The organism is Undibacterium hunanense (assembly GCF_014284335.1).
Classification (GTDB): Bacteria; Pseudomonadota; Gammaproteobacteria; order Burkholderiales; family Burkholderiaceae_D; genus Undibacterium; species Undibacterium hunanense.
Window position 1 is genome coordinate 32,397 of sequence record NZ_JACOGF010000019.1, and the last position, 18,336, is coordinate 50,732.

15 protein-coding genes are annotated in these 18,336 nt (G+C 54.4%); 7 read left to right on the forward strand and 8 right to left on the reverse strand.

The window, feature by feature from the left end:
• Positions 1-61 precede the first annotated feature (61 nt).
• The 6 genes from H8L32_RS25145 to H8L32_RS25170 all read left to right on the forward strand — a co-directional run bounded on the left by H8L32_RS25145 (position 62) and on the right by H8L32_RS25170 (position 4,561).
• On the forward strand, positions 62-1,126 hold the full coding sequence (locus tag H8L32_RS25145) for an ABC transporter ATP-binding protein (protein WP_186950588.1): 1,065 nt from the start codon (positions 62-64) through the stop codon (positions 1,124-1,126).
• A gap of 170 nt (positions 1,127-1,296) precedes the next feature.
• Positions 1,297-1,716: a hypothetical protein gene (locus tag H8L32_RS25150; protein ID WP_186950590.1), complete on the forward strand. Its 420-nt coding sequence runs from the start codon at positions 1,297-1,299 to the stop codon at positions 1,714-1,716.
• A 54-nt stretch (positions 1,717-1,770) separates the two neighbouring features.
• Positions 1,771-2,712 carry a 4-hydroxy-tetrahydrodipicolinate synthase gene (dapA, locus tag H8L32_RS25155; RefSeq protein ID WP_186950591.1) on the forward strand — a complete coding sequence of 314 codons (942 nt, stop codon included), beginning with the start codon at positions 1,771-1,773 and terminating at the stop codon, positions 2,710-2,712.
• Positions 2,713-2,751: 39 nt separating this feature from the next.
• Positions 2,752-3,399, forward strand: coding sequence for a nucleotide-binding protein (locus H8L32_RS25160; RefSeq protein ID WP_186950593.1), 648 nt, complete (start codon positions 2,752-2,754; stop codon positions 3,397-3,399).
• A gap of 18 nt (positions 3,400-3,417) precedes the next feature.
• Positions 3,418-3,915, forward strand: coding sequence for a hypothetical protein (locus H8L32_RS25165; protein WP_186950595.1), 498 nt, complete (start codon positions 3,418-3,420; stop codon positions 3,913-3,915).
• A gap of 22 nt (positions 3,916-3,937) precedes the next feature.
• Positions 3,938-4,561 carry a hypothetical protein gene (locus H8L32_RS25170; protein ID WP_186950597.1) on the forward strand — a complete coding sequence of 208 codons (624 nt, stop codon included), beginning with the start codon at positions 3,938-3,940 and terminating at the stop codon, positions 4,559-4,561.
• A gap of 89 nt (positions 4,562-4,650) precedes the next feature.
• Here H8L32_RS25170 and H8L32_RS25175 read toward each other — a convergent pair whose 3' ends face one another.
• From H8L32_RS25175 to kdpF, 7 genes are all read right to left on the reverse strand, one after another.
• Positions 4,651-5,394 carry a TorF family putative porin gene (locus tag H8L32_RS25175; RefSeq protein ID WP_186950599.1) on the reverse strand — a complete coding sequence of 248 codons (744 nt, stop codon included), beginning with the start codon at positions 5,392-5,394 and terminating at the stop codon, positions 4,651-4,653.
• A 179-nt stretch (positions 5,395-5,573) separates the two neighbouring features.
• Entirely contained in the window at positions 5,574-6,293 is a 720-nt protein-coding gene (gene kdpE / locus H8L32_RS25180) for a two-component system response regulator KdpE (protein WP_186950601.1), read from the reverse strand.
• Positions 6,290-9,052: a two-component system sensor histidine kinase KdpD gene (gene kdpD / locus H8L32_RS25185; protein WP_186950603.1), complete on the reverse strand. Its 2,763-nt coding sequence runs from the start codon at positions 9,050-9,052 to the stop codon at positions 6,290-6,292. The genes kdpE and kdpD overlap by 4 nt, the downstream gene beginning before the upstream one ends.
• 42 nt (positions 9,053-9,094) lie before the next feature.
• A complete protein-coding gene (gene kdpC, locus H8L32_RS25190; RefSeq protein ID WP_186950650.1) occupies positions 9,095-9,667 on the reverse strand; it encodes a potassium-transporting ATPase subunit KdpC in 573 nt (190 codons plus the stop codon).
• A 90-nt stretch (positions 9,668-9,757) separates the two neighbouring features.
• Complete coding sequence (gene kdpB, locus H8L32_RS25195; protein WP_186950605.1) at positions 9,758-11,878, reverse strand: potassium-transporting ATPase subunit KdpB; 2,121 nt, start codon at positions 11,876-11,878, stop codon at positions 9,758-9,760.
• An 84-nt stretch (positions 11,879-11,962) separates the two neighbouring features.
• A complete protein-coding gene (gene kdpA / locus H8L32_RS25200; protein WP_186950607.1) occupies positions 11,963-13,807 on the reverse strand; it encodes a potassium-transporting ATPase subunit KdpA in 1,845 nt (614 codons plus the stop codon).
• Positions 13,807-13,896, reverse strand: coding sequence for a K(+)-transporting ATPase subunit F (kdpF, locus tag H8L32_RS25205; protein WP_186950609.1), 90 nt, complete (start codon positions 13,894-13,896; stop codon positions 13,807-13,809). Before kdpF ends, kdpA begins: the two co-directional genes overlap by 1 nt.
• Before the next feature lie 388 nt (positions 13,897-14,284).
• On the opposite strand from kdpF, the gene H8L32_RS25210 reads away from it, so the two are divergent.
• Complete coding sequence (locus tag H8L32_RS25210) at positions 14,285-17,290, forward strand: bifunctional diguanylate cyclase/phosphodiesterase (RefSeq protein ID WP_186950611.1); 3,006 nt, start codon at positions 14,285-14,287, stop codon at positions 17,288-17,290.
• On the opposite strand, the gene H8L32_RS25215 is transcribed toward H8L32_RS25210, so the two are convergent.
• On the reverse strand, positions 17,272-18,165 hold the full coding sequence (locus tag H8L32_RS25215) for a Dyp-type peroxidase (protein ID WP_186950613.1): 894 nt from the start codon (positions 18,163-18,165) through the stop codon (positions 17,272-17,274). The genes H8L32_RS25210 and H8L32_RS25215 overlap by 19 nt on opposite strands.
• Positions 18,166-18,336 lie beyond the last annotated feature (171 nt).

Here is an 18,336-nt window from a genome sequence, read left to right on the forward strand (position 1 = left end):
GTCCATCTGACTTCCATCTGATATCCATCAACGCGACACACTATAAAAACGAGAGAACATTATGTCTGAACTGAGCGTACAAGATTTAACCCTGGAATATGGTTCCGGCGCGACCGCCAACCCCATTCTTAAAGGCGTATCCATGAACTTGCAGCGCGGCGAAGTGGTCGCCCTGCTGGGCCCTTCGGGCAGCGGCAAAACTACCTTGCTGCGTGCGGTAGCCGGTCTGGAATCACCCAAGACCGGCACCATCACCATTGGCGAACGCGCCATCTTTGATGGTGCCAAGGGGCTGGAAGTACCTGCCGAACAACGCAACCTGGGGCTGGTGTTCCAGTCGTATGCGCTGTGGCCACACAAAACCGTGTTTGACAACGTGGCCTATGGCCTGAAGTTGCGCAAGATGAATACCACCGATATCGCCGCCAAGATCAAGGACGTGCTGGGCCAGCTGGGTCTGGGTCATCTGGGCGAACGTTTCCCGCACCAGTTGTCCGGCGGCCAGCAACAGCGTGTCGCCATCGCCCGTGCACTGGTGTACAACCCACCGGTCATCCTGCTGGATGAACCGCTGTCGAACCTGGATGCCAAACTGCGTGAAGAAGCCCGTGCCTTCCTGCGTGAACTGATCGTCAGGCTGAACCTGTCAGCCCTGATGGTGACGCATGATCAGGGTGAAGCGATGGCAATTTCAGACCGCATCCTGTTGCTGAACAACGGCGTGATTGAACAGCAGGGCACGCCACAAAGCATGTATGAAACACCGAACACCCTGTTCACTGCCGAATTCATGGGCAGCAATAACAAGCTCAAAGGTAAAGTCGTACAACGCGACGGCGACAGCGCCACGATACAGGTCAGGGGCACACCGTTGAAAGCCACGGTACGCGGTAAAAACCTGGGCGAAGAAGTAACTGCCATCATCCGCCTGGAAAAAGTAAAAATCGCCGACAGTCAGACAGAAAATGCCATCAAATTGCCATTGACCACCTGCATGTACCTGGGTGACCGCTGGGAGTGCCTGTTTGGCCACGCAGAAGATGGCTTGCGTGCCTATTCACCCTACAAGCTCGATCAGGGTGAGTACTACCTGCAACTGGATGCAGACAAGCTCTGGCTGTATTAAGCAAATTGCACCAGATGCAAAACCCCCGTGCTGCCATGTGGTCACGGGGGTTTTTCTTTTGTACGGTCAGTAAAATTTACGCGACGTTTACGACGCAGGCCCTGCTTTTTAGAGAATCTTTATACCTCAACTGCTAATCTTGAACTGTGTCAAACAGCCAGAGATTATCCATGAACCAGCATACCAGGGTGTCGTCGTCAACACGCTATCGTTACCTGAATGAAGATTTTACCGATGCCTTGCAGACATCCAAGCGAGAAAAGTTCCTGTTCGAAGATGGTAATGAACGCAGGCAACACAGCCCGGCCATGCCCATCATCAGTTATCGCAAGGCGCCGGTATTGAAGCAGGATGATTTCATCATGCGCATTACCGTTGATGCCGCTGCCATTACGGAACTGCGTCATCTGATACTCAGGAACTGCGGTGACCTGGTGCTTTTCATGCGGGTCAAACCGGTCGACCATGCCAGCAAGATGAAGGTCTGGCTGTGTCTGAGAAAATCGTCCGTGGACACCATCATCAGCCATATCATACGCGCTCTGCCCAAGGCAGAGTTCGGCAAGATCACGCCGTTGTTACCGGTCTGAATTTAACTTGAGCTATCTGCTCAAGCATCTTTTCAACTATTTTTTCAAACTATCATGTCCCAATTTGAAGGTATCTGGGTTCCCCTCGTCACGCCTTTCCGGCAGGGTGAACCCGACTATGAACAAGCACAACTGCTGGCCCAGCAACTGATACTGGCTGGCGTACATGGCCTGGTGGTCTGCGGCACGACAGGTGAAGCCGCCTGCCTGAGCGAATATGAACAGGCACACATGCTGGCTGCCATACTCGAAGTGACAAAAAATACCTGCCCGGTGCTAATGGGCATGGGTGGCAGCGATACCCGAGTACTGACAGAAAAAATCCGCCGCTATGACGACCCGCGCCTGACGGGTTTCCTGGCCAGTGCACCGGCCTATGTACGTCCGGCACAAGAAGGCATACGCCGGCATTTTGAAGCTCTTGCCACGGCAACCGACAAGGCGCTGGTGCTGTATAACATTCCCGCACGCACTGGCGTAAATATTGATCTGGGTACCTGCATCGCCTTGCAAAGACACAGCAATATCGTCGCCATCAAGGAATCTGCCGGCCTTGCCACACAATTGTCCGGCCTGATCAACTGCACTGGCCTGAAGGTATTGTGTGGCGATGACGCTCTGCTGTTTGACGCCCTCGGTCTGGGTGGGCATGGTGCCATTTCTGCCGCTGCCCACGTGCGACCAGATCTGTTCGTGGCCCTGTATGAGCTGATGCGTGCCACCCGTTATGCGGAAGCCAAGCTCTTGTTCGAACAATTGCTGCCCTTGATACGCCTGTTGTTTTCAGAACCCAATCCGGCACCGGTCAAGGCCGCACTGGCCTTGCAGGGTTACATCCATGACGAACTGCGCTTGCCAATGACACCGATGTCGCTGGCTGGCAAAACGAAGCTGGCAGATGTACTTGACAGCCTGACACAGGTATCAGGACAAGGACCACATCATTCGATGGCCACTGACCATACCGGACACGCCCTGCTGAAATTGCTGAGCTGAATGCGGCAATCATAAATTTATCATATTCCATCACATACCATGATCATCACCATTGCCGACGGCGCCGGTGGCGCGGCCAAATCCATTCTTGCTGACAACCTGGCAGCCCTGAGAACACTCGCAGGCCACAAGGTCATCTTGCTGGACAATGATCCCCAGCTTGCTTCGCTGAAATGGAGCTGTGAAAGACGCAATAACGGCCATACCGTTCCCATCACCGCCAGAAAAATCAGCGGCAAGGGCCTGCAGCCCGAACTGGAGAATTTACGTTGCCACTACCAGGATATCGTCATCGACAGTGCGTCCCGCGATTGCATGGGCAGCCGCTCAGCCTTGCTGGCCGCCCACGTAGCGGTGATCGCGGTGGATCTGGATCAACTGGATCAATTGCATGAAGAAGAACTGTTGCAGCGTGTGGAAAAGGCATGTGCATTCAACCCCGGCTTGCGCATTATGGTGGTGATGAGTTCTGTCCACATCCAGCCTTCGCCCGAAAAAATAGCGCTGGTGCGCAATTTTTCGCAAAAATTTAAGTCCGCCCAGTTATTTGCCAGGGTCATTCATTCCGGTTATGCGCTACAGCTGGCCTATCGCGATGGTTTGTCGATCAGCGAATATCTGCCTGCCGATCATCTGGCGGTAGCAGGCATGCAGGAATTATTTGGTGCCGTGTTTGCCGCACATTGAAATCTGCCTGCTTAGCCCATGTTTCCCTTGTTTATGACCCTGCTGCTGGTACTGAATAGCCTCGCCCAGGCAGTACCGGCAAGTGTTGTCGCTGGTTGTGGCCGCTTGCTGGCGACAAGCCTGTCGGCACTGGCTGGTATGGCTCTGTTGCACCTGCTAGGTTTGATGCCAGCCATGCAGTTATTTGCCGGCCTGGGCTTGTTGCTGCTGGCCTTGCACATGCTTTCACGCAAGTGCAAGCTGTGCCGCTATGTCATGGCCACCGTCGTGCTTGCCTGCCTGTTGTGTCTGGCGATGATGCAGGCAAAAGAGATACTGGAAATATTCACGGCATTGGCTGGCGCCATCTGCACGGCTATGGTGCTGGCAGGGGTCAGCAGCCTCATGCAAGGATCGCCATATCGTTACCGCTTTGCCATCGCCGCCGCGGCAGCCAGGCATTTCTGCGCTTTTGTGCTGGCAGCCATTGCCGTACAACATATCCTGATGGGGATACGTCAGCAATTGCTGACATAAATATGTGTGACAGGTATAAAGTATGCTGTTAAGCCTGGTTTCTGCCTGTGGTGCCGGTTTTCATACCAGTCAATACGCCAGCCAATACGGCGGCCTTGCTGCTGCCATCGCACAACGTCGCGCGCTGGCGGGCAGGAATGTATTATTGCTGACGCAATGCATGGCGGACAAGCAGGCTAATCAATACAAAAAACCCGCAGAAAACCGGATGTGGCAGATCAGAGAAATGAAAATCGCCGCTACTAGCCGCACGGTAAAAAGTGAGGCCTTGATGGCTGAACTGGCGATTGCCAGGCAATCCACCTGCGATGTCGTCCTGGACTTGCAGCAAGTGCATACAGATGTCGCCCTGCATCTGCTGGTCGAAAGCCACATGCTGGTTTTTTATATACAGACCGCATTGTGGAAGCGCAACAGGCACACCAGGATGATGCAATGTATTCGTGCTGCAAGAGAAAAAAATCAATCACTACCCGTGCTGTTCATACTTGATGACATCAACAGCAAGACTGGACAGGATCTGGTCAACAAACTGGCGCGACAATTGCACGATGTGCGTTTCCTGTTGGCGAATACATCTGCCGATCTGGCTCTTGCCAGTATCTACAAAAGCATCTTCCTACCTGCCGCCTTACAAACCATCTGAACACATCAGACACCTGAACAAACACCTGAACGGCCTGAAGCCTGAATCATTGCGATTCGTGGCTTCAGGCCGAAAAAATAGCAGGCTTATCAGAAAGTTTTACTTATTGCCACCACCACAGCCGTCTTGCCCAGGAACTTGCCATTCGCTGGTGATGCGTAGGCGACTTCACTGGCATTGGTTCCTATGACTGCCAGGGATGCAGTGAGTACACCGAAGTCCTTGCTGACACCCAGTTTCCAGTCGGTATAGCTGGCGGCACCCGTGTTCTTCACCTGTTGATGACCGGCATGCAGGTTCAGTGTCAGGCCGCTGCTGATGTTGCTGATATCGATATTCGCACCCAGGTCCAGGTAACCGCTATTCTTGCTGTCGGCAAAGCCGAACAGGTTGGTGACTGAATGCGAATACTTGGCATACGCAGGGCCGTAGGATAATTGTCCATAAATTTCCGTGGTGTTGGCACTGACTGCCAGGCCATTCGATGGATAGACATAGCTCAATACGCCGACATCATAGCTGACATCCTTGCTGATTTCGCCGCGCTTGCCGGCATACAGGTCGATTTCCACATCGCCACCGCCACCGGCATCCTTGGTCCATTTGATGCTGGATGCCCAGGCACCTGCATAAAAACCGCTAGGATTGTGGGTGTAATCGGCCCCGCCTTGCAAGGCTGGCTGCAAGCGGGTTTGGGAAATACCGCGATAGCGATAATCGGATGTGACAGCGGCATTGAAACTGACTTCATTGTCAGGCTTGGCATCTTCTGCAGCGGCGATGCCGGTAAAAAATACGCTGCTGATAGCGGCTGCCATGATCAACTTCTTCATATTACTTCCTCTCACTATTAAGGACGCTTCGTCCTGGTTGGTGCTGATGTCACCAGACTACATCAGGGTGTGTTGATGACATCAGTCACGTTAAAATTCATGCCTATACAAAATTTCGGGCGCAAAAGTCCCTCCGGCAAAAGACGTGTTGCCGGGTATTCAAGCCGCTTTATCAGTTTTTAATTTGGCAGAAGAAGCCGATAGCCTATGGCCGTCTCCGTCAGCAAATAGCGCGGTTGTGCGGGATCGTCTTCCAGTTTGTGGCGCAAGTGGCCCATATAAATACGCAGATAATGTCCATTTTCGGCATGGCTGGGGCCCCATACCTCACGTAATAATTGCGGGTTGGTGACAACCCGTCCGACATGGGTGACCAGCACCATCAATAGCCTGAATTCTGTCGGTGTCAGTTTCACCATTTGCCCGGCCTTGGTCACCAGGCGTGCTTTCATATCGACCTTGACATCACCAAACTGCAGCACGCCACCAAGGCTGATGCCGGGCTGACGTTGGCGCCTGAAAGTGGCACGCACCCGTGCCAGCAATTCACCGACACCGAAAGGCTTGCTCAGGTAATCATCGGCACCGGCATCGAGTGCCTTGATCTTGTCTTGCTCACTGACACGGGCAGACAAAACAATGATGGGTACGCTGGACCATTTGCGCACGTCGCGGATAAAGTTGAGGCCGTCACCGTCCGGCAAACCCAGATCAAGCACGATCAGGTCAGGCTGGCGGGTACCGGCATCGACCAGCCCGCGTTGCAGGGTGGCAGATTCGAAAACCTGCCATTCTTCGTCTTCAAGAGCGCTGCGGACAAAGCGGCGGATTTGTGGTTCGTCTTCCACTAGCAGGGCAGTGGGTGTACTTGCAAGAGCACTTAAAAGGCTGGGTGTCATGATGCTGTGATCAGGTTCTGTTCTTCAGGTTCAGGTTCAGGTTCAGGTTCAAGCTCTGGCAGGGCCGGTGGGGTACCCAGTGGCAAACTGAATACGATGCAGGCACCGCCATCAGGTGAATGACCAGCGCCCATGCTGCCGCCATGGGCGCTGACGATGGCGCGACAAATTGCCAGGCCCAGGCCCACACCCGGCAAGGCAGATTCACGTTCACCACGGGTAAATTTTTCAAATACGGCTTCTTCACGGCCGACCGGCAAGCCAGGGCCGTTGTCATAGACGCGGACTTCCAGCAGGTCGCCACTGGCCTGGGCCGCAATCGTGATCAGGGATGCTGGTGGCGTATATTTGGTCGCGTTTTCCAGCAGATTGCACAAGACGCGTTCTATCAATACGGCATCAAAACTGATCAGTGGCAAATCGCGGTCCAGCCGGGTTTCCACCCTGTGCTGCTGCAACTGGAAGGCGCAGATGCGCAAGGCACTGCCCACCACTTCTTCAAACGGTTGCCATTGCAGATTCAACCTGACTTCACCACTTTCTATTCTCGCCATATCCAGCAGATTGGTGACCAGGGCGCTCATGCGCAGGGTTTCATCACGCAGGGCCTGGGCCATTTTCAATTGTGTGTCCGCCAGTGCCGGTTTCGACATCGCCAGTGATTCTGATATACCGACCAGTGAGGTCAGTGGTGTACGCAAATCATGCGACAGCGCCGCCAGCAGGGAATTGCGCAGGCGTTCCGATTCCATATGGATCAGGGCATTTTGCGCCACTTCAATATAGTGCACGCGTTCCAGCGCAATCGCGGCCAGCGCGGCAAAGGTATCCAGTTGCTGTCTTTGCTCGGGAATCATGATCCAGCGCCGGCTTTCCGGCTGTATGGCCAGCAAACCACGCGTGCGCATGGGCGCCACTAGCGGCAGATAAAAGAAATTTCCCGCGGGCAGGGTGTCGGTGCCTATACCTGCCGCTTCCACCTTGTCAAAGGCCCATTGTGCAATGCCTATGTCCAGACCAGGCACGCTCGTGGCTGGTGCCTGCAAACGTCCATTTTCATCTGGCAGCAACAAGGTCGCCTGCGCCCGGAACGCTCTTTGTATGATGACTTGCGTGGTTTCGGAAATCTGCTCTGCCAGCAGCACGCCAGACAAATCACGTGCAAATTCATACAATGCACGGGCGCGGGATTCACGGTGTGAAGCCACCCGTGCCTGATAGCGCAGATCGGCGGTCAGATGCCCGGTAATCAAACCAACCACCAGCATGACGACAAAGGTCATCAGGTATTGCAGATCACTGACAGCAAAAGAAAAACGTGGCGGTACAAAAAAGAAATCAAACACGGCAATACCGATAACGGTAGCCACCACCGACGGGCCACGCCCGAAACGCACGGCCACCAGTACCACTGTCAACAGGAACAGCATCGCAATATTGACCAGATTGAATACATCAATCAGGGGTGTAGCGATGAGGCCGGTAAATATACTGGCCAGTGCCGCAAACACATAGCGCCAGTGGCGCGGCGCTACACGCGGGCTGGCGTACTCGGCAGAACGCGGCGACGTGGTGTCCTTGTTGCTGGCGGATTCGGCAACGGCATTGGTGGCCTCGCCCACTTCTATCAAATCGAGGTCTGGCGCATACGCGGCAATGCGTTGCAGTTGGGAGGCACGATGCCATTGCAAATGCCATTTGTGTTGCTGCTGGCGACCCAGTACGATGCGTGAAAAATTATGGCTATGGGCATAATCGACGATGGCCTGGGCGATGTCTTTGCCTGTCAGCACCGCTGTGCTGGCCCCCAGGTCTTGCGCCAGTTTCAGATTTTTCAGGATACGTTCACGCTGTGCCGACGGCAGGCGTTGCAGTTGCGGTGTTTCCACATACACGGCATGCCATTCGGCATTCATCTGGCTGGCCAGGCGGGCCGCACTGCGTACCAGATGGCCGGATTCTGCCTGTGGCCCGACACAAGCCAGCAGGGCAGCATCGGTTTTCCAGATCGCGCCTATGGATTTTTCTATGCGATAGGCCTGTACGTCATCTTCTATGCGGTCTGCGGTACGGCGCAGGGCCAGCTCGCGCAAGGCGATCAGGTTCCCCTTGCGGAAAAAATTCTGGGCTGCGCGTTCAGCCTGCTGCATTTTGTAGACCCGGCCTGATTTCAGCCTGGCCAGCAATTCGTCAGCGGGTATATCCACCAGCACCACTTCATCGGCTTCGTCAAATACCTTGTCGGGCAAGGTCTCGGCCACGCGTATGCCGGTGATGCCGCCCACCACATCATTCAGGCTTTCCAGATGCTGGACATTCACCGTGGTGAACACATCGATACCGGCAGCCAGCAATTCATCCACATCCTGCCAGCGTTTCGGGTGGCGTGAACCGGCTGCGTTTGAATGTGCCAGTTCATCCATCAGTATCAGGGCAGGGCGGCGCTGTAGTGCCGTGTCGATATCAAATTCTGTGAGTGTCTTGTCGCGATAAGCAATGGCACGCGGTGGCAAGACTTCCAGCCCATCGAGCAGGGCTGCGGTTTCATCACGGCCATGGGTTTCTATGACGCCTATCAGTACTTCATGGCCTTCTGCGATCAGCTTGCGGGCGGCAGTCAGCATGGCATAGGTTTTGCCCACACCGGCGGATGCACCGAAATAAATGCGCAGGCGGCCACGGCTGGCACGCCTTTCCTGCTCCTGCACGTGGGCAAGCAAGACATCGGGGTCAGGACGCTGATCGCTGTGATTGGCCATAAAGTAATGAATTCGTCGAATAGAAACCGTAGATGACTATGATTATCCTTTTTTATCCAGTGCCATGTTCAATTCCAGCACATTCACCCTGGCTTCGCCAAGTACGCCAAACACCGGCTGTTTGCCAAATTGTTCGATCAGGGCATTCACCTGCTTCAATTCCAGTTTGCGCTCACGCGCTATCCTTGCAGACTGATAATACGCTGCTGCCAGACTGATGTCAGGGTCCAGCCCGCTGGCGGATGCGGTTACCAGATCGACCGGGATTTTGGCGGTATTGCCAGGGTCAGCTGCTTTCAGGGCGTCGATACGGCCTTTGACTGCATCGGTTTGTGCCGGATTGGTGGGGCCAAAGTTGGAGCCGCTGGATGCCAGGGCATTATTCGGCATGGGGCCGGTAGCCGATGGCCTGCCCCAGAAATAGCCGGGGGAAGAAAAAGCCTGGCCGATCAGGGAAGATCCCACGGTCTTGCCGTCACGCACGACCAGACTGCCTTCTGCCTGGTCATTGAAGGCAACTTTGCCTATGCCTGTCATGGCATACGGATAAATGACACCGACGACCAGGGTCAGGCCGGCAAACAGGGTCAGGGCCGGACGCAGGGTTGAACTGATGCTGTTGGAGCTGACGCCGTTAGAACTAATGATGCTAGTCATGATGATTTCCTTTTTCAGTGTAATGGTGAACGCAGATCAGGCCACAGATCAAGCCAAATTCAGCAGGGCCAGAATGACGTCAATCAACTTGATACCGATGAAGGGCAACACGATGCCACCCAGACCATAAATCAGCAGATTGCGACGCAACAGCAGGGATGCACCGATGGCGCGGTATTTGACGCCTTTCAGGGCCAGCGGGATCAGGAACACGATAATCAGGGCATTGAAGATCACCGCCGACATGATGGCTGACGACGGGCTGGTCAGATGCATGATGTCGAGCGCCTTTAACTGTGGATAAGTGGCGACAAAGGCCGCCGGAATAATCGCAAAGTATTTGGCGATGTCATTGGCGATGGAGAAGGTGGTCAGGGAGCCACGTGTCATCAGCATCTGTTTGCCGATTTCCACAATCTCCAGCAACTTGGTGGGATTGGAATCGAGGTCCACCATATTGCCAGCCTCTTTTGCGGCCTGGGTACCGGAACTCATGGCGACAGCAACGTCGGCCTGTGCCAGCGCCGGGGCGTCATTGGTGCCGTCACCGGTCATGGCAACCAGACGGCCTTCTGACTGGTAGCTGCGTATCAGTTTGAGCTTGTCTTCAGGCGTGGCTTCTGCCAAAAAGTCATCAACACCTGCTTCTGCGGCAATGGCGGCAGCAGTCAGCTTGTTGTCACCGGTGATCATGATAGTTTTGATACCCATGCGGCGCAGTTCGGCAAACCTTTCCTTGATGCCGCCCTTGACGATATCTTTCAGTTCTATCGTACCCATGACTTTGCCGTCATCCACCACCACCAGCGGTGTGCTGCCGCGACGGGAAATGTCTTCCACTACACGCGATACGTCAGCAGGAAATGGCCGGCCCATGGATTCCACATATTTTTTGACAGAATCGGCTGCGCCCTTGCGTATCTTGCGTTCAGCAATATCAACACCGCTCATGCGGGTCTGTGCCGTGAATTGCACGAAGCTTGCGTTCAGCGATGCCATTTCACGTTCACGCAAGTTGTAGCGCTGTTTGGCAAAAATGACGATGCTGCGACCTTCTGGCGTTTCATCCGCCAGCGATGCCAGTTGGGCAGAATCCGCCAGTTGCGGCAGGCTGACGCCAGGTGCCGGGAAAAAATCCGAAGCCTGACGGTTACCCAGAGTGATGGTGCCGGTTTTATCCAGCATCAGGACATCCACGTCACCCGCAGCTTCCACTGCACGACCAGAAGTGGCGATGACGTTCGCCTGCATCATACGGCTCATGCCAGCCACACCAATAGCTGACAGCAAACCACCGATGGTAGTGGGGATCAGGCATACCAGCAAGGCAATCAGCACGGTAATCGAAATAGGTGCCGAGGCAATACCAGCGGCCTTGGCCGCATCCACACTGAACAATGAAAATGGCAATAAGGTCACGGTGACAGCCAGGAAGATGATGGTCAACGCCACCAGCAAGATGGTCAGGGCAACTTCGTTCGGGGTTTTCTGGCGCTTGGCACCTTCTACCATGGCGATCATGCGGTCAATGAAGGCTTCGCCGGGATTCGACGTGACTTTCACGACCAGCCAGTCGGACAGCACGCGGGTACCACCTGTGACAGCAGAAAAATCACCGCCGGATTCACGTATCACCGGTGCAGATTCACCGGTAATCGCGCTTTCATCGACGGTGGCCACGCCTTCGATGACTTCGCCATCAATAGGGATGACATCATTGGCTTCGACCAGCACCACATCGCCTTTGCGCAAGTCATTGGCAGATGCTGGCAGCCAGGTAGTGCCGTGTTTTGGCGTCGCCAGCTTTTTGGCCATCACGGTTTGCTTCAATGCGCGCAGTGAAGCTGCCTGGGCCTTGCTGCGACCTTCTGCCAGGGCTTCGGCAAAATTCGCAAACAGAACGGTGAACCACAACCAGACAGAGATGGCGAGAATGAAACCAGGGCTGGCTTCCCCTTGCCCCATAAGTGATTGCACGAACAGGGCGCTGGTGATGATGCTGCCGACATACACGACGAACATCACCGGGCTGCGCAATTGCGTGCGTGGACTCAGTTTTTTGAATGAGTCGATAACAGCTGGCAGTATGAGGCTGGAATCGAACAAGGACAGGCGTGGCTTGCTGCCACCAAGGCTGTCCGCGGTTTTTTGTACACTAGTACTAGACATGAAAATCCCCTTAAACTACGTGTGGGCCTGAAGCGCGCGGCGAAGAACGTGGAATCGGCCGCGCCTCTGATTCAGGCATCCGCTTTATTTCGTCATGAGCTGCAAATGTTCGACCACCGGACCCAGTGCAAGCGCAGGTACATAGTTGAGTACACTGATGAGGACGACGGTACCGACCAGCAAGGCAATGAACATGGGTCCATGCGTGGGCATGGTGCCGGCGTTCGCTTCCAGGCGTTTCTTGCTGGCCAGTGAACCGGCAATCGCAAGAATGGGAACGATCATGGCAAACCGGCCAAACCACATCGCTATCGCCAGCATGATGTTATAAAACGGTGTGTTGGCGCTGATGCCGGCAAAGGCACTGCCGTTATTATTGGCAGCCGAGGTAAACGCATACAGCACTTCAGAAAAACCATGCGCACCGGGGTTCAGAATACCGGCCTTGCCGGCATCCGCCATGACTGCAATCGCAGTGCCCGCCAATACCAGTACCGGTGTCACCAGGATGGCGATGGAGGTCATCTTCATTTCATAAGCCTGGATTTTCTTGCCCAGGTATTCGGGTGTGCGGCCTATCATCAGGCCGGCAATAAATACCGCCAGTATGGCGAAGATCAGCATGCCATACAGGCCACTGCCGACACCACCAAACACCACTTCACCAAACTGCATCAGAACGATGGGGACAAGGCCACCGACAGGCATCAGAGAATCGTGCATGGCATTCACTGCGCCACAAGATGCTGCCGTGGTAATCGCTACAAACAGGCTGGAAGCGCTGATGCCGAAGCGGGTTTCCTTGCCTTCCATATTGCCGCCGGCCTGCAGGGCAGAGCTGGCCTGGTCCACATTCATGGATGCCAGTAACGGATGGGCTTGTTGTTCCGACACCATGACCGTTACCGTCATTGCCACAAACAGGATCGTCATGGCAGCCAGCACCGCCCAGCCCTGACGCATATCCCCCACCAGGCGACCAAAGGCAAAGCAGAGTGCCGCCGGGATCAGGAAGATGGCAATCATCTGCATGAAATTCGTCAGATAGCTTGGATTTTCATACGGATGGGCAGAGTTGGCATTAAAGAAACCGCCACCATTCGTACCCAGCATTTTGATCGCTTCCTGCGAAGCAACCGGCCCCATGGGCAGAGTTTGTACCGACGTTGTCAGGGTTTCCATGACGGGTGCACCCTTGTCATCCTTCAGTGGCTGACCATCGGTGCCCAGCTTGGGCTGGCTGTAGGTAACAGGGTCCAGCAACTGCACATCTTTATAACCGGAAAAATTCTGTATCACACCCTGTGCCATCAGAAAGACGGTAAAAATGACCGACAAAGGCAGCAACAGATACAGGGTGGAACGCGTGATATCGATCCAGAAATTGCCTATGGAAGCGGCAGAGTGACGGGTAAAACCGCGTATCAGCGCAAATACGACCGCGATACCGGTGGCGGCAGAAAAGAAATTCTGCCCGGCCAGTACCAGCATCTGGGTCAGGTAACTCATGGTGGATTCACCCACATAGCCCTGCCAGTTGGTATTGCTGACAAAACTGACGGCAGTATTGAATGAGGAATCAGCGCTGACATTGGCAAAACTCTGGGGATTCAATGGCAACCAGAGTTGCAGGCGCTGCACCGCATACACGGCCAGCGCACCCACGGTATTGAAGACGATCAGGGCAATGACATACTGTTTCCAGCTCATGCCGTTTTCAGCTTTAGTATCAGCTTTAGTATCAGCTTTAGTATCCACCTTCACACCAGCCAGACGATACAGTCCCTTTTCCAGCCAGGCCAGCCAGCCCATGCCGGGCACAGTTGCCTTGTCATCGGCGATTCTGGCGATCAGCAAACCCAGGGGATAAGACAACACCAGCAACACGCCGAGAAACAACACCAGTAACACTATCGCTTGCGTAGTCATCACAGCTCCTCTGCATTCAACAAGGCTACTACCAGATACACAAACAAGGCGGCAGCCACCACCGTGCCGATGACGTAAAACGTGTTCATGCTTTTGCTCCCAATTTGTCACAGGCCTGTATCAAGGCCCAAACCAGCAGGAAAAAAACACCTAACCCGCCGACATATAAAATTTCCATCAAATAATCCATGTGCTTCCCCATTGATTTTTTACACAGTGAAGAATAGCGAGCAGGCAGTAAAAAATTTATAAAGACTTGGCGGGGCCGCGTAAAGAAAGTGTAAAGATGGGAGGAAAAATACGTCCTGTCGACCGTAACGGCGGGGGATTTTATATTTGCGACAATACTTTCATGCAATTGCACCTGCTCCTGACATGCAGTCAGCGTGTAAGCAGGTGATTTGTAGCAATAGTTCACTTATGCGTTTCGTGCTTTGCAGCATAATGGGGATTCATCAAGGTACTTATACAAATGTTATGGCTAAGCTCCCGCCAGTTGGTCGTTCCACGGAAATTCGACAAGAAATCCGGATCGGCCATTTTCTGCTGCTGATGCTGGCGTATTTTTGCGCTGGCCGTATCGGGCTGGCCATTCCTTATGTGAACCCGAATGTCAGCCTGATCTGGCTGCCTACCGGCATCGCCATCACCGGCTTTTTGCGGTACGGCAAAGCCGCCCTGCCAGCCATTTACCTGTCAACCCTGTTGCTGGAATTGTCAGCCGGCTTTGGCTTGCTGGTATCGGCCAGCATCGCCATCGGCAATACCATGGGGCCATGGTTCAGCCACTGGCTGTTGCGCCGGCAATCCTTTCGCCACGAGTTTTCACGCCGTCGTGACGTCATCGGTTTTGGCCTGGCTGTCATGGCGGGCATGTGCATTTCTGCCACCGGCGGCGTACTGTGCCTGTGGGCACATGGCCTGAACAACGACCTGGCCACGGTCTGGCTGACGTGGTGGGCCGGGGATACCGTCGGTGCCTTGCTGGCCGCACCTTTATTGCTGTCTTTTTCCTGGAGGTCGGCGTCTGAGCTGATGCAGCGACGCAAGGAAATCATCGGTTTTCTGGGTTTGTTCGTGCTCTCCAACTGGCTGATTTTTGTGTCGCCCTACAGCCGCCTGCACCTGACTTTCATCCCGGTAGGCATCATGATCTGGGCCGCCATGCGCTTTGGTATTTCGGGTTCTTCATTTGCGGTGCTGGCGACCTCGCTGTTTGCTGCCTGGGCCACCTCGCACGGCATGGGACCGTTTTATGACGGTGGCCAGGCCAGTCTGCTGATCCTGTGGGCATATATGACAACCATGGTGCTGATCACCCTGATCATTACCGCCCTGCAAACCGAAAGCATAGATGCCACCCGCCGCATACAGGATGCCTACAAGCGCATCAACAAGGTAGCATCGCGCCTGCCTGGCCTGGTACTGCAATACCGCATACGCCCTGATCACAGTGGTTCCATCCCGTTTGCCAGCGATGCCATCGTACAGATGTTTGAAGTCACGCATGAAGAAGTACGTGAAGATGCGCTGCACCTGTTTGCCCGCGTGGACAGCCGCGACATCCAAAGCGGCACCGAAATCATTCGCCATGCCATGCGCAATCTGTCGCCATGGCAAAGTGAATTCCGTATGCGACGCAAGGATGGCAGTGTGCGCTGGCTGTATCTGGATGGCTTGCCAGAACCAGAGGCAGATGGCTCCATGCTGTGGCATTGTTTTGTCACCGATATTACCGAACGCAAGCAGGCCGAGCAGGATATGCGTATCGCTGCCTGCACCTTTGAATCGCAGGAAGGAATTTTTGTCACGGATCCTGACTGGACCGTGCTGCGGGTCAACCAGGCGTTTACCCGCATCACCGGCTATCACCCGGAAGACCTGATAGGGCGACGCCCGCCCATGCACAAGACCAAACAGCAGGACAGGGACTTCTATGTGCAGATCAATGAATCGCTGACACAACATCGCTACTGGCATGGCGAATTGTGGAGCCGTCGCAAAGGCGGTGAAATTTATCCGCAGATGATCACGCTGACCGCGATTACCGACAACCGCGGTGAAGTCAGCAATTACATAGGTTCTTTCACCGACATCAGTCGCCACAAGGGCTACGAAGCCGAGATCCGTAACCTGGCTTTTTATGATTCGCTGACGCAGTTGCCGAACCGGCGTCTGCTGATGGACCGTCTGCAGCACCTGATTTCAGTCAGCAACCGCAATGACAGCCATAGCGCGATTCTGTTCATTGACCTGGACAATTTCAAGACCCTCAACGATACACGCGGCCATGATGCCGGTGATTTGCTATTGATAGAAACCGCCAGCCGCCTGCAGACCTGTGTGCGTGACAGCGACACCGTGGCGCGACTGGGCGGGGATGAATTTGTGGTGGTGCTGGAAGAACTCAGCAGCCAGCGCGATGACGCCTTGCGCCAGGCAGACCGCATCGCTGAAAAAATCCGCCTGCTGTTGAGCCAGCCTTACCAGATCACGGATTTTGAACACCATGGCTCCAGCAGTATTGGCGTCTGCCTGTTCCAGGGTGGCGATGTTACCGTCAAGGATCTGTTCAAGCGCGCCGATACCGCGATGTATGAAGCCAAGACAGCCGGTCGCAATGCGGTACGTTTCTTTGACCCCGCCATGCAGGCTATACTGGTGGTACGCATGATGCTGGAATCGAATCTGCGGATCGCACTGGCAAACCGCCAGTTCATGCTGTATTACCAGGTACAGGTGAATTCGGACGGCAAGCTGATCGGTGCCGAAGCCCTGCTGCGCTGGCAACATCCGGATCGCGGATTTATTTCACCGGCTGAATTCATACCGCTGGCAGAAGAAACCGGTCTGATTATCCCTATCGGTCTGTGGGTACTGGAAACTGCCTGTGCCCAGATCAAGCAATGGGAAGAACAGCCAGAAACACGCAACCTGACCCTGGCGGTGAACGTCAGCGCCAAGCAATTCCAGCAAAGCGATTTTGTCGAAAGCCTGAGTGAAATCGTGGGACGCCATCAGATTGATCCTACCCGCCTGAAGATAGAACTGACGGAAAGCACGATTCTTGACAACGTCGATGCCACCACAGAAAAAATGCATCAACTGAAAAAACTGGGCATCGCTTTTTCCATGGATGATTTTGGTACTGGCTATTCTTCACTCGCCTATCTGCAACGCCTGCCGTTGAATCAGTTGAAGATCGATCAATCCTTTGTACGTGATCTCAATCATGATGAAAACGACGCGACCATCGTGCGTGCCATCATTTCACTGGGTGTCAATCTAGGCCTGAACGTGATTGCCGAAGGGGTAGAAACCAGCGCCCAGCGTGCCTTCCTGATCGAACATAACTGCTATGCCTTCCAGGGCTATTTCTTTTCCAAGCCCTTGCCGCTGGAAGGTTTTATGGCGCTGCTCAAGAGTGATAGGGCGGCCCACGCTGCCGACCCTGCCGATGATAATCAGACGATACCGAGCTGACGCAAATCCAGCTTCCCGTCCAGCATGGGCGGACACCAGAAATAACTGCCTGTCTGCGGCTGGGTGAACTGGAACAGGGCATCAACGATGCCATCTTCAGCGCCACTCATGCGTCGCAACTGCACTTCAAAAGGGTAGAAGGAACTGGCAAAGGCGACGAAGAACAGGCCCGCCTTGTCCTGCGCTGACCAGGGCATGGAACGCCTGAGCATGAAGGCTTCAGGCGTGAAGTTTTCTTGCGCCGTGCGTTTGACGTGGGCAGATTCTGGTGCGTCTTCCAATTCTTCGTTATCGCTTTTGCGGCGTCCGACGGCATTGTCCTGCTCATCACCTGGCATGGCATCAAAGCGTTCAAACCTGTGCAGCCATTGCTGGACGGCGACAAAGCTGGAACCGTCCAGCCCTGCCGCTGTACCATCGACAAAGGCCGCAGCCAGTGCTGCATCATCTTCGGGGTTTTCGGTGCCGTCTTCGTAACCGCTGAGATCACGGCCTTCCTGATATTTGAAGGCATCGACCTGTTGCTGCAATTCAAACGCGGGTGCCAGTAGCGGCATCAATTGGCGCAATTGATGCACCAGCGCTCCGCGTTCACTTTGACGCAGCCAGCAAAACAGGGCGGCCGGTGTCGCTGGCAGACGCATGCGACTGCCTTCGACGCCTTGAAACTCTTTCAGGCCATCGACATTTTTCCCCAGCGCCTGCAACAGGCTGGCCCCCAGGCCTGTAACCAGGGTATCGCCATCTGTCAGTGCAGCCAGGTTGCGCACTACCTGTTGTACGGTCGCGATTTCGACAGCGGCCTTGAGTTGAAAGCTAAGATAAATGGCATGGGCAGGTATAGGTTGCAAAATACCTTTCTGGTACAACGGCATGAATAACTCCTTGGCGTAAGGCTATGTAGATGTTGAGAAATGAGTGTTGAGAAATGAGTGTTGGAAAATGAATGTTTGAAAATGAGTATTGGAAAACAAATACCGGTAAATTAAGCGACTGTTGTGGCAAGGATACCGCAGCTTGTGCAATTTGGGATTGCTGGCTACAAT

Excerpts from the sequence above, each read along its gene's own strand:
- H8L32_RS25145 (WP_186950588.1), top strand. The coding sequence starts at position 62 with ATGTCTGAACTGAGCGTACAAGATTTAACCCTGGAATATGGTTCCGGC.
- H8L32_RS25150 (WP_186950590.1), top strand. The coding sequence starts at position 1,297 with ATGAACCAGCATACCAGGGTGTCGTCGTCAACACGCTATCGTTACCTG.
- dapA (WP_186950591.1), top strand. The coding sequence starts at position 1,771 with ATGTCCCAATTTGAAGGTATCTGGGTTCCCCTCGTCACGCCTTTCCGG.
- H8L32_RS25160 (WP_186950593.1), top strand. The coding sequence starts at position 2,752 with ATGATCATCACCATTGCCGACGGCGCCGGTGGCGCGGCCAAATCCATT.
- H8L32_RS25165 (WP_186950595.1), top strand. The coding sequence starts at position 3,418 with ATGTTTCCCTTGTTTATGACCCTGCTGCTGGTACTGAATAGCCTCGCC.
- H8L32_RS25170 (WP_186950597.1), top strand. The coding sequence starts at position 3,938 with ATGCTGTTAAGCCTGGTTTCTGCCTGTGGTGCCGGTTTTCATACCAGT.
- H8L32_RS25175 (WP_186950599.1), bottom strand. The coding sequence starts at position 5,394 with ATGAAGAAGTTGATCATGGCAGCCGCTATCAGCAGCGTATTTTTTACC.
- kdpE (WP_186950601.1), bottom strand. The coding sequence starts at position 6,293 with ATGACACCCAGCCTTTTAAGTGCTCTTGCAAGTACACCCACTGCCCTG.
- kdpD (WP_186950603.1), bottom strand. The coding sequence starts at position 9,052 with ATGGCCAATCACAGCGATCAGCGTCCTGACCCCGATGTCTTGCTTGCC.
- kdpB (WP_186950605.1), bottom strand. The coding sequence starts at position 11,878 with ATGTCTAGTACTAGTGTACAAAAAACCGCGGACAGCCTTGGTGGCAGC.
- kdpA (WP_186950607.1), bottom strand. The coding sequence starts at position 13,807 with ATGACTACGCAAGCGATAGTGTTACTGGTGTTGTTTCTCGGCGTGTTG.
- kdpF (WP_186950609.1), bottom strand. The coding sequence starts at position 13,896 with ATGAACACGTTTTACGTCATCGGCACGGTGGTGGCTGCCGCCTTGTTT.
- H8L32_RS25210 (WP_186950611.1), top strand. The coding sequence starts at position 14,285 with ATGGCTAAGCTCCCGCCAGTTGGTCGTTCCACGGAAATTCGACAAGAA.
- H8L32_RS25215 (WP_186950613.1), bottom strand. The coding sequence starts at position 18,165 with ATGCCGTTGTACCAGAAAGGTATTTTGCAACCTATACCTGCCCATGCC.